This is a genomic window from Vibrio sagamiensis NBRC 104589, from assembly GCF_007990935.1.
Classification (GTDB): Bacteria; Pseudomonadota; Gammaproteobacteria; order Enterobacterales; family Vibrionaceae; genus Vibrio; species Vibrio sagamiensis.
Window position 1 is genome coordinate 47,744 of the sequence record NZ_BJXJ01000002.1, and the last position, 14,358, is coordinate 62,101.

At 41.6% G+C, this 14,358-nt stretch carries 13 protein-coding genes; 5 read left to right on the forward strand and 8 right to left on the reverse strand.

The window, feature by feature from the left end; genetic code table 11:
* Positions 1-22 precede the first annotated feature (22 nt).
* The 4 genes from prfB to xerD all read right to left on the reverse strand — a co-directional run bounded on the left by prfB (position 23) and on the right by xerD (position 4,868).
* Positions 23-1,121 (reverse strand): peptide chain release factor 2 gene (gene prfB, locus VSA01S_RS01430; protein WP_101903845.1). Its coding sequence is split into 2 segments (ribosomal slippage): positions 23-1,045 and positions 1,047-1,121, totalling 1,098 coding nucleotides; the frame shifts between segments, so codons are not numbered across the junction.
* A gap of 197 nt (positions 1,122-1,318) precedes the next feature.
* Positions 1,319-3,058 carry a single-stranded-DNA-specific exonuclease RecJ gene (gene recJ, locus VSA01S_RS01435; RefSeq protein ID WP_039978909.1) on the reverse strand — a complete coding sequence of 580 codons (1,740 nt, stop codon included), beginning with the start codon at positions 3,056-3,058 and terminating at the stop codon, positions 1,319-1,321.
* Between the two features lie 45 nt (positions 3,059-3,103).
* Positions 3,104-3,892, reverse strand: a complete 789-nt coding sequence (gene dsbC / locus VSA01S_RS01440) for a bifunctional protein-disulfide isomerase/oxidoreductase DsbC (RefSeq protein ID WP_039978907.1) — start codon at positions 3,890-3,892, stop codon at positions 3,104-3,106.
* A gap of 58 nt (positions 3,893-3,950) precedes the next feature.
* Positions 3,951-4,868: a site-specific tyrosine recombinase XerD gene (gene xerD / locus VSA01S_RS01445; RefSeq protein WP_039978905.1), complete on the reverse strand. Its 918-nt coding sequence runs from the start codon at positions 4,866-4,868 to the stop codon at positions 3,951-3,953.
* Positions 4,869-5,073: 205 nt separating this feature from the next.
* Between xerD and fldB the strand changes: the two genes are divergently transcribed.
* A complete protein-coding gene (gene fldB / locus VSA01S_RS01450; RefSeq protein WP_039978903.1) occupies positions 5,074-5,592 on the forward strand; it encodes a flavodoxin FldB in 519 nt (172 codons plus the stop codon).
* A gap of 66 nt (positions 5,593-5,658) precedes the next feature.
* Here the strand turns inward: fldB and brnQ are convergent, their stop codons facing one another.
* Entirely contained in the window at positions 5,659-7,023 is a 1,365-nt protein-coding gene (gene brnQ, locus VSA01S_RS01455; protein ID WP_050567253.1) for a branched-chain amino acid transport system II carrier protein, read from the reverse strand.
* A gap of 328 nt (positions 7,024-7,351) precedes the next feature.
* Here brnQ and VSA01S_RS01460 point away from each other — a divergent pair, with 328 nt between their 5' ends.
* A complete protein-coding gene (locus VSA01S_RS01460) occupies positions 7,352-8,071 on the forward strand; it encodes a tRNA1(Val) (adenine(37)-N6)-methyltransferase (RefSeq protein WP_039978901.1) in 720 nt (239 codons plus the stop codon).
* Positions 8,072-8,179: 108 nt separating this feature from the next.
* Positions 8,180-9,403: an ATP-dependent RNA helicase SrmB gene (srmB, locus tag VSA01S_RS01465; RefSeq protein WP_039978900.1), complete on the forward strand. Its 1,224-nt coding sequence runs from the start codon at positions 8,180-8,182 to the stop codon at positions 9,401-9,403.
* Positions 9,404-9,562: 159 nt separating this feature from the next.
* On the opposite strand, the gene yaaA is transcribed toward srmB, so the two are convergent.
* Both yaaA and VSA01S_RS01475 read right to left on the reverse strand, forming a co-directional pair.
* The gene (gene yaaA / locus VSA01S_RS01470) at positions 9,563-10,339 is read right to left on the reverse strand and encodes a peroxide stress protein YaaA (protein WP_039978898.1); all 777 of its coding nucleotides are present in this window, start codon (positions 10,337-10,339) and stop codon (positions 9,563-9,565) included.
* A 124-nt stretch (positions 10,340-10,463) separates the two neighbouring features.
* The gene (locus tag VSA01S_RS01475; protein WP_050567252.1) at positions 10,464-11,909 is read right to left on the reverse strand and encodes an alanine/glycine:cation symporter family protein; all 1,446 of its coding nucleotides are present in this window, start codon (positions 11,907-11,909) and stop codon (positions 10,464-10,466) included.
* Between the two features lie 706 nt (positions 11,910-12,615).
* On the opposite strand from VSA01S_RS01475, the gene VSA01S_RS01480 reads away from it, so the two are divergent.
* The gene (locus VSA01S_RS01480) at positions 12,616-12,801 is read left to right on the forward strand and encodes a DUF3545 family protein (protein ID WP_039978895.1); all 186 of its coding nucleotides are present in this window, start codon (positions 12,616-12,618) and stop codon (positions 12,799-12,801) included.
* Between the two features lie 125 nt (positions 12,802-12,926).
* Here VSA01S_RS01480 and ung read toward each other — a convergent pair whose 3' ends face one another.
* Positions 12,927-13,607 (reverse strand): uracil-DNA glycosylase, encoded by a 681-nt coding sequence (gene ung, locus VSA01S_RS01485; RefSeq protein WP_039978894.1) that lies wholly within the window; start codon positions 13,605-13,607, stop codon positions 12,927-12,929.
* Between the two features lie 305 nt (positions 13,608-13,912).
* Here ung and grcA point away from each other — a divergent pair, with 305 nt between their 5' ends.
* On the forward strand, positions 13,913-14,290 hold the full coding sequence (gene grcA / locus VSA01S_RS01490) for an autonomous glycyl radical cofactor GrcA (protein ID WP_039978893.1): 378 nt from the start codon (positions 13,913-13,915) through the stop codon (positions 14,288-14,290).
* Positions 14,291-14,358: the final 68 nt, after the last annotated feature.

Consider the following 14,358-nt stretch of genomic DNA (forward strand, 5'->3'; position numbering starts at 1 on the left):
CCTGTTTTGTCGGTGAAAAGCGCTATAGCCCAGATTTAAGGCTAGCTTCAATAAATTTATCCAAATCGCCATCAAGTACCGCTTGCGTGTTACGGTTTTCAATGCCGGTACGGAGGTCTTTGATTCGAGAATCATCTAATACGTAAGAGCGAATCTGGCTGCCCCAACCAATATCAGATTTAGCATCTTCATTGGCTTGTTTCTCTGCATTTTGTTTTTGCAGTTCAAGTTCAAAAAGCTTTGCTCTAAGCTGCTTCATTGCTTGATCTTTGTTTTTGTGCTGAGAACGATCATTTTGACATTGCACGACCGTATTGGTTGGAACGTGGGTAATACGTACTGCTGATTCCGTCGTGTTTACGTGCTGACCACCCGCGCCTGAAGCTCGGTAAACGTCAATACGTAAGTCTGAAGGGTTGATATCAATATCAATGTTTTCATCAATCTCTGGGTAGATAAACGCAGAAGCGAATGAGGTATGACGACGGCCGCCCGAATCAAATGGAGATTTACGAACAAGACGGTGAACCCCAGTTTCTGTACGTAACCAGCCGTAAGCATATTCACCAGAAATCTTAACCGTTGCACCTTTTAAGCCAGCAACCTCGCCCTCAGAGACTTCGATCACTTCGGTTTTGAAGCCTTTCGCTTCTGCCCAACGTAGATACATACGCAGCAGCATGTTGGTCCAGTCTTGAGCTTCTGTACCACCCGAGCCAGCTTGCAAGTCAATGTAACAATCAGAGCTATCATGATCGCCAGAGAACATACGGCGGAATTCAAGCTGCTCTAGCTTATTTTCCAACTCGACAAGCTCAGGATCGATTTCGTCAAAGGTTTCTTGATCTTCTTCTTCAACAGCGAGTTCGAGAAGACCTTCAACATCTTCTACGCCTTGTTCAAGTTGATCAATGGTTTCAACAACGGCTTCTAGTGATGCACGCTCTTTACCTAGCGCTTGTGCACGCTCAGGTTCGTTCCATACATCCGGTTGTTCAAGTTCTGCGTTTACTTCTTCTAGACGCTCTTTTTTGGCGTCATAGTCAAAGATACCCCCTCAGGACATTCGTGCGCTCAGACACGTCCTGAAGACGGTTTTTTATTGGATTAATTTCAAACATGTTGGCTCAACACTTTAGAGTAGAATTTAACCGAGAAATTCTACTGAAAAATGTGATAGAGATACAGGAAAATTTCGGCAAGAAGCCAGATTCCTTTTCAGTAGAAGGTAGTTCGTTCTAGCTCTTACCAAAAATAGCGTTCGACAATTACCGTTTCATCGGCGTCACACTCTATATCACTGACAGTGATCCGGAGACTATTTAGCTTCAATATGCTCGATCATGAGCTGTAATGTCTGACTACCTCGGAATTCATTCACATCTAATTTGTAAGCAAGACGCACCGTCTTCACTGAAGCATCAGGCCAACGACGTAAATCAACATTGAAGGCAATACCATCAATCATGACATTAGTTGGGTGCCCTTTATGCAGAGGTTCTAGCATTAACTTAAGGTGTTTCTCACCAACTAACTTTTGGTGTAATACTTTAAATTCACCATCAAAGATCGGCTCAGGAAAAGCTTGACCAAAAGGACCGCCAGCTCTCAGCTGCTCTGCAACATGCATAGAAAACTCTTCTGGTTTTAACTCACCATCCGATAAAATAATACCTTGCAGCGCTTGCTCTCCCAGATCTTGTTTAACCACTTGATCAAACAAACGACTGAAATGGTCAAAATCTTGCTCTTTAATCGTCAACCCCGCAGCCATCGCATGACCACCAAATTTAATAATTAAACCAGGGTTCTGAGTATCGATAAGATCCAAAGCATCACGCATATGCAGGCCAGGAATAGAACGGCAAGAGCCTTTAATCGTTCCTTCCCCACCATCCGCAAATGCAATCACGGGACGGTGAAACTTATCTTTAATCCGAGACGCTAAAATGCCAATCACTCCCTGATGCCAGTCTCGTTGAAACAAGGCTAAACCATATGGGAGTTCACTATTTTCGCCAAACTGAAGACGCTCACAAAAAGCCATCGCTTCTTGTTTCATACCTTCTTCAATCTCTTTACGAGTTTGATTTAAGCCATCAAGTTCACTGGCCATGCGGCGAGCAGCATGGATGTTATTGCACATTAACAACTCAACACCAAAAGACATATCATCGAGACGGCCTGCGGCATTAATGCGCGGCCCAAGTGCAAAACCAAAATCAGCAGCAACCAAACGACGTGCATCACGCTTGGCGATTTCAATTAATGCTTGAATCCCCGGGCGAGCTTTACCTGCTCGGATGCGCTGTAAGCCTTGGTGTACCAAAATACGGTTATTTTCATCCAATGGCACCACATCTGCGACAGTACCAAGCGCAACCAGGTCAATCAATTCCATTAATTTAGGCTCTTGCATCCCTTGCTGTGTAAACCAATTTTTCTGACGCATATGTACGCACAAAGCCATCATTAGATAAAACGCAACACCCACGCCTGCTAATGCTTTCGAAGGGAAAGTACAAGTGTCTAAATTGGGGTTTACCATCGCATCTACATCAGGTAAAACCTGACCGGGTAAGTGGTGGTCAGTAACCAAGACGGTAATCCCGTTGTCTTTTGCGTAGCGAACGCCTTCAATAGAGGACACACCATTATCAACGGTCATGATCATTTCAGCACCGAGTTCCAAGGCTTGATCTACCACCTCTGGGCTCAGACCGTAACCGTCTTCAAAGCGATTAGGGACAAGGTAATCGACATTACGACTACCCAGCATACGCAGTGCCAAAACCGATAAGGCTGAGCTCGTTGCACCATCAGCGTCAAAATCGCCAATCACGATAATTCGTTGCTGTTGATTAATTGCCTGAAACAAAAGTTCTACCGCTCGCTCAATACCACCAAGTTTTTGGTAAGAGTGCAAACCACGTGCGGAAGTTTCAAGCTGCTTAATATCGTGAATACCACGATTGATATAAACACGTTTTAAAAGCGGAGAAATGGAGTCAGGAAGAAGAGAGAGGTCCGCTTCAGGGCGTCGTTGAATTTCTATCATATTGTAAGAGAGCCAGTCGTTGAACTGGCTCTACTCCTTAAAGGATTATTTTTGTTCTAAGCGCTTGATCAGTTGTGCTGGTGGTAAGAAGCCGCCAACCAATTCACCACTTGGCAAGAAAATCGCTGGAGTACCAGAAATACCTAGCTCTTGACCCAGTTGGTAATGAGATTGAATCGTCTGCTTACATTGCTCAAGATCTTTACTTGGCGTGTCGAATTTACGATCGACTTTAGCATTATGGATCGCAGATTTCGGATCTTCAGCACACCAGATTGTTGCCATTTGCTCAGCAACAGAACCTGTTGCACCCTGACGAGGATAAGCCATATAACGCACTGTGATACCTAAATCATTATATCCTTGCATCTGGTTGTGTAGACGAACACAGTAGCCACAAGTGATGTCAGTGAAAACCGTTACAACGTATTTCTCGTTGTCAGCTTTGTATTCGATAACAGAATCGGAAAACTTAGTGATCTTTTCTGCATTAATCGGCGCTTGACGCTCAGCAAGAACATCTTTGTAAGCACCATTTTCATCCAGCGCGTAAAGTGTACCTGCGATAAAATGTTTGCCGTCTGGCGATGAAAAAAGCACTCCACCGTTAGTTTGAACTTCCATTAATCCGTCTATATCGGATGGCTGAATGTTCAAAATAGATACACCTAACTTAGAAAGTTGGGTTCTAAGTTCAGATTGATCTGACGTTTGTTTCGCCGCTGGTGCAGCTTGCTGGACAGGCGCTTCTGTGGTTACTTTTTCTTCTTCAGCACCACAGGCGCTAATGAGAAGCGGTAAAGACATTAAAGTTAGTCGGCGTAATACGCTCATTAAATTCACCTTAAAATAAATTGTTATTGTAAATGGGCTACTGAGGCAGCGGTCATCATTATGCTCTTGGGTGATGCTGACTGTGGATCTGCTTGAGTCGCTCAGTCGCTACATGAGTATAAATTTGTGTTGTCGATAAGTCACTATGTCCTAACAACATCTGTACGACTCTTAGATCTGCCCCATAGTTCAATAAATGCGTCGCAAAAGCATGACGTAAGACATGTGGAGACAGATTATCCGTATCGATATCCGCTATAACAGCATAGTACTTAATACGGTGCCAAAATGTTTGTCGTGTCATTTGTCTGGCGCGCCTACTAGGAAAAACAACGTCTGAGGTCGTCTCGCCTAACAGTGTTGGTCGCCCCTGCTGTATAAATTGTTCAACCCAATCAATGGCATTCTCGCCCATAGGCACTAGTCGTTCTTTGCCACCTTTACCAATAATCCTCACCACACCTTGACGCAAGCTGATGTTTTCCATCGTCAAACTGACCAATTCCGTAACACGAAGTCCTGTCGCATAGAGCAACTCCAACATTGCTTTATCACGCAGTTCAATCGCATCATTTGGATCTGGCGCATTGAGCAAAGCTTCCACATCCTCTTCTGAGATATCTTTAGGTAATCGCTTGGGTAACTTAGGGTTGACGAGCAATGCACTGGGATCGTCTACACGCATTTTTTCACGGTGTAAGTATTGGAAAAGACTTCGAATCGCCGACATCATCCTCGCTCGTGATGTTTGTTTATAATCATTATCCATCAGGTAATTTTGAAATTCTTGTAGACCTGATAAGCTAATGAAGTCGAGTCGATAATTGTTCTCTTCCATCCAAATAAGTAATTTTACGGTATCGTTTCGGTAAGATGCCATGGTATTTTCAGATAAGCCACGCTCCATCCAAACCGAATCTAAGAACCGTTCAATAATGGCTAAATCTTGTTGATTGACCACAGGCTGTGAAGTCATACATCTTTCCTTATCCGTTTAACTATTCAACAGACCCAAATCGTGTTTCTAATCGATAACATCACTTGGCTTCACTTATCGTGTAAGATTAAGGCACCAACCAAAGCAATACCATAAAAAATCACTCCAATTCATATATACGCTGCAACTTTCTCCAATTTATGGTTAGAATCGACCATAACAGCAATATGAAAGTGATGAATAAATGAAAATTGGACTCTTTTACGGCTCCACCACTTGCTATACCGAAATGGCAGCCGAGAAAATTCGCAATATCATTGGCGCCGATCTTGTCGATATTCACAATGTGAAGGAAGCATCTTTATCGCTGATGGCTGACTACGACCTGCTCCTACTCGGCATCTCCACTTGGGATTTTGGCGAGATTCAAGAAGATTGGAATGAGATTTGGCAAGATATCGCCACCACACCGTTAAAAAACAAGGTCGTTGCACTATTTGGTCTTGGTGACCAAGAGGGGTATGGCGAATGGTATTTAGATGCCATGGGTCTCTTGCATGATGAGCTGCAAATAACAGGCGCTAAGTTTATTGGCTACTGGCCGAATCAAGGCTATCAATTTGAGGCGTCTAAAGCGCTCACTGAAGACGGTAAACAGTTCGTAGGGTTAGCCTTAGATGAAGATTCTCAATATGAACTGAGTGACGAAAGAATTGAGCAATGGTGTGAGCAGGTCTTAGTTGAGTTCCACGACACGCTATAGCAAGCTCCTCAAATCGCGCTCTCACCAACACTAAAAAGCCCGAAGTCTTCACTTCGGGCTTTTTTATTATTCAGCGACCTTGGAATTCTTTGTCCACTTTTTCTTTAACCTTACTTCAGATGGGTCAACTTTCTTCAACCTATCTTCAGATGGCTTAGCAACAAAGAACATAGCAATGATTGCAACTAACGTAGGCAGCACCCAACCCATGCCATAACTCGATAACGGAATCATATCAAGTTTAGACATATTAAAGCCTGCAACCTTAGCCGCATCAATTAAAGCGAATAAGAAAGAAACTAATAACACGCAACGGTATGCCATCTCAGGATTTGGCAATTTATTACGTAGAAATGTCAACGCAACTAGAGCGATTGCAACAGGATAAAGAGCGAAAAGCACTGGGACAGACAGCGTGATTAATTGATTCAAACCGACATTTGCCACTAAAGCACACAGTGAGCCATTAATAATCACCCAATGCTTGTAAGAGATAGACGTTTTAGAACTAAAGAAGTCTGAACATGCCGATACTAAACCAATTGCGGTGGTTAGACACGCCAATAAAACAATGATAGAAAGTACGATTTGACCGTATGAACCAAACAACGCTTGGACATATAGGCTCAGAATAGCGCTGCCACCATCTGCTCCTAACGCGATCGTTGAGCTAGTCGCACCAAGATAGAATAGTGAAATGTAAACAAAAGCCAGCCCAGCAGCAGCAATACAGCCCGCTAGAATTAAGTATTTTGTTGTCGCTCTGCGCTCTGTAATACCTTTGCTACGAAGAGCATCCACCATCAACATACCAAACATCAATGATGCAAAGGTATCCATGGTGTTGTAACCTTCCAAAAAGCCTTTGGTCAATGGCTGAGTAAGGTATTCCCCACGTGCTGGCATAAGTTGACCTTGAGGATCAATCAAGACAGCAATCGACAGAGAAACTAAGCTAATGCAAAGAACAGGGGTTAGTATCTTACCAATAAGATCAATCATACGTCCTTGGAACCAAGCAAAAAGCATGGCAACAACAAAGAATATAATCGAGAATACAGTCAGGTAGTTTTGATCTGCACCAGCAAAGAAAGGACTCACTGCCGTCTCATAAGCAACAAGAGCTGTACGAGGTGCCGCAAATGCGGGGCCAATAATTACGAAGATCAATGCCGCCATCAGTACTGAAACTTTCTGCGGTAAATCTTTAGTTAGGTGATCCCACGTTCCACCAGCAACAGCAATAGCAACGATGGTAATAAGAGGAAGACCTACTGCTGTTAATAAGAAACCTGACATAGCAGGCAACAAGTTTTCTCCTGCTAGCTGACCTGCTAGCGGTGGAAAAATGATATTGCCTGCTCCCAAAAAGAACGCAAACAGCATAAAGCCGACTGCGATAATATCTGTTAGTTTTAACGTCTGCTTCACAGATAACCCTTTATCTAATTTAATGAATGTTGTGTATGCATCGACCACTTTTTGTATACCAAAAGTAAATGGATACGACGTGGTTCAATCTATAAGTAATGCCGAATAATGACTAAAGACTCATCATTTGGCAACCTCTAAGAAAAAAACACCATATTAATTTACATTCAGAACAACAAAGCAGTGAATTTCACTGCAAATAAAAAACAGGCCAGTTCTTTATACTAACCAAAACCATATACAATCTAGCAACCAATAATACAAATATCCACACAATAAATTAACATCAGAGTAATAACCTATATTATCGGTGAAATATAAAATAATCATGAAGAAACCAGTGCATAAAAACAAAAGCTTCAGTTTTAAACAATTTACTATTCAAGCAGGAAACAGCGGTATGCCAGTCAGTACCGATGGCGTCATGCTTGGTGCATGGGTACAGTGTGCCGATAACGGTCATATACTCGATATTGGGACAGGGACAGGTTTACTGACTTTAATGTGTGCACAGCGCTTTCCAGAAAGTCACATCACCGCTTTAGATATCGAACCCATTGCCATTGACGCTGCCAGATTAAACTGCTCTCATTCACCTTGGACAGAGCGCATTACGATTCTTCATAGGGATGTCTTGAGTTTTGAGCCCAAGCATCGTTTTTCAACAATTATTTGTAACCCACCCTACTTCAATACCGGGCAATCCGCTCAGCGAAGCCAGCGTGCCATTGCTCGTCATGCTGAGACGCTTCCTCACAGCCAGCTGCTCCATCGTTGTTATCAGTTATTATTAGATGACGGCAAAGCAAATTTTGTCCTGCCTATAACCGAAGGCAACCAATTTATTAACATGGCTCGGGCTCAAGGATGGCATTTGTCACGCCTTTGTCGCGTGCAACCTTCAATCAAAAAACCAGTTCATCGTTTATTAATTGAGTTAACCAAACACGCTTGTGACACTGACGAGACACAACTCATTATCCAAACAGATACAGGCTACGGTGCAGACTTTATCCAGTTAACCCACGAGTTTTATCTGAAGATGTGAAATAAGATGTGATCCTTATCACCAATCACTCTATAATGCACAACCATTTTATATTCTATGCTGCTTTTGCGAACCCATTAACCAAGCTTTGCTTGTGGAGAACTCATTGTGATCAGAACCTTTGCTGAACTTGATCTAGACCAAAACCTACTTGAAGCCATTGAAGAAATGGGCTACGAACGCCCTACTAAAATTCAAGCGGAAGCAATTCCACAAGCATTAGATGGGCGTGATATTTTGGCATCCGCACCCACCGGAACCGGTAAGACCGCCGCTTTCGTTCTGCCTGCTCTGCAATATTTGCAAGATTTTCCACGCAGGAAGCCTGGACCTGCAAGAATTCTGATCTTAACACCAACACGTGAACTCGCGATGCAAATTGCAGATCAAGCACGCGCACTGGCCAAAAATACCAAGCTGAATATTTTTACCATTACTGGTGGTGTCCAGTACCAAGAGCATGCTGACATCCTTGCCACCACGCAAGATATCGTCGTCGCAACACCAGGTCGTCTCCGTGAATACATCGATGCTGAGCGCTTTGATTGTCGTGCCATTGAGTGGCTAATTCTTGATGAAGCCGATCGTATGCTCGACATGGGCTTTGCTCCAACGGTGGATCGCCTTTCATCTGAATGTCGTTGGCGTAAGCAAACATTACTTTTCTCAGCTACTTTAGAAGGCAAAGGGGTAGAAGGCTTCACAGCAGACCTACTCAATGAGCCTGCGGAAATCGATGCAAAATCACCATTACGTGAACGTAAAAAAATCGCACAATGGTATCATCGAGCTGATAACGCTGAACATAAACTTGAGCTGTTAAAGCACATCATTACCCAACAAGCAGAACGCACCATTGTATTTTTGAAAACTCGTGAACGTTTAGCTGAACTTCGCGCTCAACTTGAAAGTGCTCAAATCTCATGTTCTTGGATTCAGGGTGAAATGCCGCAAGACCGTCGTAACAATGCAATAACTCGTTTTCGTGAAGGTACTGTTAACGTTTTACTTGCAACAGATGTCGCTGCACGTGGTATTGACTTACCGAATGTCTCACACGTTATCAACTACGACATGCCACGTACTGCTGACGTTTACCTTCATCGTATCGGCCGTACTGCGCGTGCTGGTAATAAAGGCAATGCGATCTCAATTATAGAAGCACACGACCAACCTATGCTCGATCGTGTTGCCCGATACGTAAAAGAAGATATCAAAGAAAGGTTTGTCAAAGAAATGCGTCCTAAACACAAAAAGCCAGTGTTTAAGAAGAAAAAGAAAAAAGACGACAAAAAGAAAACGACCAAAAAGAAAGTGATTAAGAAAAAGTAACTTTCTCTGATTTCTACCAAAAGAGCCGCTGGAGCGGCTCTTTTTTATATAAATTGATTACAGCTGATAGATAGGTAGTTTTTCTCGATCTTCAAATTAACCGGCATAAAAACCGGAGATAACCCCGGCTTAGTTTGATTTATGCAGCTTGGCGAATCATCAGCTCTGCTCTTCACGCTTGAAAACTAAATCTGTAGGAGTAGACTCTTCTTCTACAAAATAGTAACCCGCCGTATCAAATTTGGTCAGGTCTGCAACACTTTCAATACGATTTTCTATGATGTAGCGTACCATCATGCCACGTGCTTTTTTCGCATAAAAACTGATAACCTTGTACTGACCGTTTTTACAATCTTTAAAGATCGGTGTGATCACTTGCGCATCTAAATTCTTTACTTTTACCGCTTTAAAATATTCATTCGAAGCAAGATTAATCAACACATTGTCACCTTGAGCTGCAATCGCTTCATTAAGCTTATCAGTGATCACATTACCCCAAAACTGATACAGGTTACTGCCTTTGTCGTTGGCCAGTTTTGTACCCATTTCAAGACGGTAAGGCTGCATAAGATCAAGCGGTTTAAGTAAACCATAAAGGCCTGACAACATGCGCAGATGATCTTGTGCATAGTCAAAATCAGTATCAGAAAGGGTTTCCGCTTCTAAACCTGTATACACATCACCTTTAAAAGCCAGAATCGCTTGACGTGAGTTTTCAGTAGTGAAAGTCTCACTCCACTCCTGAAAGCGCCCTACGTTCAAGTCAGCGATCTTATCACTGACTTTCATTAATGCGGCCACATCGGCAGGCGTCAATTCGCGACACACTTTGATCAGTGCTTTTGAATAATTGATTAGATCTGGCTGAGTAAACTTCTCAGTCACAAGCGGTGATTCGTAATCAAGTGTTTTTGCCGGAGAAACTACGATAAGCATGACTTTCACTTCCCTAATTTTATTTTCCATTAGAGTACAAAAAAAGCCATGCATTGTCTGCATGGCTTTTTAAATTGTGTTGATAGCTTTCAGCAATTATTAGAGTGCCTAAAACCTCATACAATTACTGTTCTTTTTTACTATGATCCCAAATGCCTTCTTCTAACTGAGATTTCAGCTCAGGGAAGTCATCAGCATTAAATGTCGGAACCTTACCTTCACTCAGCTGGCGGTTATAGTCTTTTGCTAGCTTAATCACGATACCAGACAAGAGTAGAATAGCAACTAAGTTTACTATTGCCATTAGGCCCATAGAAACATCAGCAAGTGACCATACCACTGGTAGCGAAGCTAGTGCACCAAACATCACCATACCTAGGACAATGATACGGAAAACATTCAAGCTTGCTTTATTTTTTTGCTCCAAGAAAATAAGGTTCGTCTCTGCATACGAGTAATTTGCAATAATTGATGTAAATGCAAAGAAAAAGATCGCAACCGCAACAAAAATTGAGCCCCAATCACCGACTTGAGAGCTTAATGCTCGTTGAGTCAACTCAATGCCTGTCACCTCAGTGGCTTGCCCAACGTATTCACCTGACATCAAGATAATTGCAACCGTTGCAGAACAAATAACGATAGTATCCATAAAAACACCAAGCATTTGTACGTATCCCTGTGATGCTGGGTGTGGTGGATAAGGCGTCGCAGAAGCAGCCGCATTAGGTGCTGAACCCATACCCGCTTCGTTAGAGAAAAGGCCACGCTTGATACCATTTATCATTGCTTGCGCAATCGCATAGCCCAAACCACCCGCTGCCGCTTCTTGTAAACCGAAAGCACTCTTAAATATTAGCATCAAGACATCTGGTAGCTTCTCTAGGTTAGAGAACATGATGAATAGTGCCAAAGCAAGGTAAGCCAAAGCCATAATTGGCACAACCAACTCTGCAACTTTAGCAATGCGCTTAATACCACCGAAAATTACAACCGAAGAAATTGCAACAACGGCAAGACCCACATAAAGAGAGTCCCAACCAAATGCATTGTGCATTGCGTTGGCAATAGAATTAGCTTGAACAGCATTAAATACTAATCCAAAAGCGATGATTAAGAAGATAGAGAACAGTATTCCCATCCAACGCATTCCTAACCCTTTTTCCATATAGAAAGCAGGTCCACCACGATAGTTACCTTCAGAATCTTTAGTTTTGTATAGCTGTGCGAGTGTACTTTCTGCAAAAGAAGTCGCCATACCAAGCATGGCAATCAACCACATCCAAAAAACTGCGCCAGGACCACCTGCTGTCAGAGCAACAGCAACACCGGCCATATTTCCCGTTCCTACACGGGCAGCAAGGCTAGTACAAAGTGCTTGAAAAGAAGAAATACCAGCATTGTCTGTTTTACGACTGTTTTTAAGTACCGTGAACATGTGGCCAAAATGACGGAACTGGATAAAACCCAAACGAACCGTGAAATATATTCCTACACCTACAAGGAGATAAACCAGAATCGATCCCCAAAGGAGGTCGTTCATCAAATTGATTAAGTCGATTAAGTCTGTCATGTGTTCCTCAAAGATTGGCGCTGGTTTTTACTTCCATGTTATCCACTAGATTGTAAGCTAATTGTCAAAGTGTATTAGCTTATGAATAATACTTTATAGGACAATCTAGAATCGTAAATGTTATTCCATGAATCCATTTTATGTACCAGCGTATTTTTGACTGGCGGATAATGCAGCTTCAACAAGTAAAAATCAATATGCACCAACACACTGACCACTAAAATATTTCACTATAACATCACTAAAAGTTAACATACCAAATAACATTAGATAGTACATATTGCAACATATGTACCATTAAATTGAGATATTTATTTGTTACGAACTCTATAAAAACCATTGGTAATTAACCGAGACAAAGCAAGTAATTACAAGGATTTCACTCATATAATCGACATTACATAGATTCATTATTGGACTCAGATGACATTGAATTATAGTGAGTAAAATCACTCTTAAAAATTAAGTAAAAACCATCTCATCTCATTAACATAGTAGATAATAGTATTTAATCATTTTTGTGAGCCCGTCGGGCTATTTTTAAGCCCAAACACCATACAGAATGTGATACCCATTATGTAATACGAACAAAAGTGTCATCTTTTCGACACAAATGAGAAATATATTATAGCTATTATTCCAATGAGTATGATACTTAAAGCTCGATAGAAGAATTTATTCAATTTAATTAGGATATAGGTGGCTTATGGAAGGCTTTCAACTCAACAATATATTTGATCTTGATATCTCATTTAAACCGAAAATACGAACAAAATCCATCAAACGTAAGTGGCGAGAAATTGAAGCCATAAATGACCGACGTAATTTACTCAAAGAACTGCAAGAACTCGATGCAAGTTATGACATTAACCTAGAAGATATCAAGTTATAAAAATATATTTGACTTAATAAAAAAGCCCAACATGTTGCCGAAAACACAAAAGGGCATAAAAATGTAGGGGAGATATAAGCTTTTTCTCCCTCTCTGTCTTGCAAATCAGTACAAGCTTAGATTATTTAAGGTGTAGCAGTAAGGTGCCAGTCAATTATTGTTTTACCTTGTTGAATAAGAAGTTGGTTAGTCTGAGAAAAATGCTTACAACCCAGAAAGCCACGATGGGCAGATAATGGTGAAGGATGTGGCGCCGTTAACACATGATGTCGAGATCGATCAATAAACTGACCTTTCTTTTGAGCATGTGCGCCCCATAACAAGAATACAACCCCTTGCTGATGTTGATTAATCGCTTCAATGACACGGTCTGTGAATGTCTCCCACCCTGTCTTAGAGTGTGAATGTGCTTTTCCTTGCTCAACGGTTAACACAGTATTTAACAGTAAAACCCCTTGCTCAGCCCAATGTTGTAAAAAGCCATGGACTGGAATCTGAAAACCTTCAATATCTTGTGCTAACTCTTTGTACATATTAGCTAATGAAGGGGGTGTTTTGATACCTGGAAGTACAGAGAAGCATAAACCGTGAGCCTGATCAGGTCCATGATAAGGATCTTGACCTAAGATAACGACTTTAACATCTTTAAATTCTGTCAGTCTAAAAGCATTAAAGATATCTTTTGCTGGAGGAAATACGACTTTACCCGCTTTTCGTTCTGCTTCAACGAAGTTTATGGTGTCAACAAAATACGATTGTTGTTTTTCATGGCCAATCACATCGTGCCAAGTTAGAGAATCAAGCATGGTTCATTCCTAAAAGTATGATTTGTCTTCATTCTAACGATTAATAATCAAACAAACAAAAACTTACCTTAAGATATTGGCATTTCATTCAAATGAAAGTTACAGGACAATGTTCATGCCCTTGTTATTCTTTGACGGTCGTTTAATTTGAAGCAATGAGTTCCCCTATTCAAAAGCATGCTGTTTGGTTATTGCTTGATCCAAGTCAATACAGATCTTAGGGATATTAACTATATAATAAACCGCTCAGCGACTGTTCAAAAATAAACATCAACAACGACCATTAGATGATCTAGGAGAGAGTGATGATCCGAGGTATTCAAATTACAAAAGCAGCGAATGACAATCTATTAAACTCGATCTGGCTAATTGATAGCGAAAAGAACGAAGCGCGTTGTGTAGCTGGATCAACAATCTATGAAAACGAGCAAGTAATCACTATCAGTGATCTAGGTGAATACGAAAGCCGCGAAGTAGCCATTGAAACAGCACCTCGTATTGAAGGTGGACAACACTTGAACGTCAACGTTCTTAAGCGTGAAACACTAGAAGATGCTGTTGCACACCCTGAAAACTACCCTCAGTTGACTATTCGTGTTTCTGGCTACGCTGTACGTTTCAACTCGCTCACTCCAGAGCAACAACGTGACGTAATCGCTCGTACCTTTACTGAGTCTTTATAAGTTAGATGATTTGAGTCACCTTAACAGAGACTTAAATACCATAAACGGCGCTGTGTAAGCGCCGTTTT

Bases quoted from the DNA above. Each gene is read 5' to 3' on its own strand.
- recJ (WP_039978909.1), bottom strand. From the start codon at position 3,058: ATGATAGAAATTCAACGACGCCCTGAAGCGGACCTCTCTCTTCTTCCT.
- dsbC (WP_039978907.1), bottom strand. From the start codon at position 3,892: ATGAGCGTATTACGCCGACTAACTTTAATGTCTTTACCGCTTCTCATT.
- xerD (WP_039978905.1), bottom strand. From the start codon at position 4,868: ATGACTTCACAGCCTGTGGTCAATCAACAAGATTTAGCCATTATTGAA.
- fldB (WP_039978903.1), top strand. From the start codon at position 5,074: ATGAAAATTGGACTCTTTTACGGCTCCACCACTTGCTATACCGAAATG.
- VSA01S_RS01460 (WP_039978901.1), top strand. From the start codon at position 7,352: ATGAAGAAACCAGTGCATAAAAACAAAAGCTTCAGTTTTAAACAATTT.
- yaaA (WP_039978898.1), bottom strand. From the start codon at position 10,339: ATGCTTATCGTAGTTTCTCCGGCAAAAACACTTGATTACGAATCACCG.
- VSA01S_RS01475 (WP_050567252.1), bottom strand. From the start codon at position 11,909: ATGACAGACTTAATCGACTTAATCAATTTGATGAACGACCTCCTTTGG.
- VSA01S_RS01480 (WP_039978895.1), top strand. From the start codon at position 12,616: ATGGAAGGCTTTCAACTCAACAATATATTTGATCTTGATATCTCATTT.
- ung (WP_039978894.1), bottom strand. From the start codon at position 13,607: ATGCTTGATTCTCTAACTTGGCACGATGTGATTGGCCATGAAAAACAA.
- grcA (WP_039978893.1), top strand. From the start codon at position 13,913: ATGATCCGAGGTATTCAAATTACAAAAGCAGCGAATGACAATCTATTA.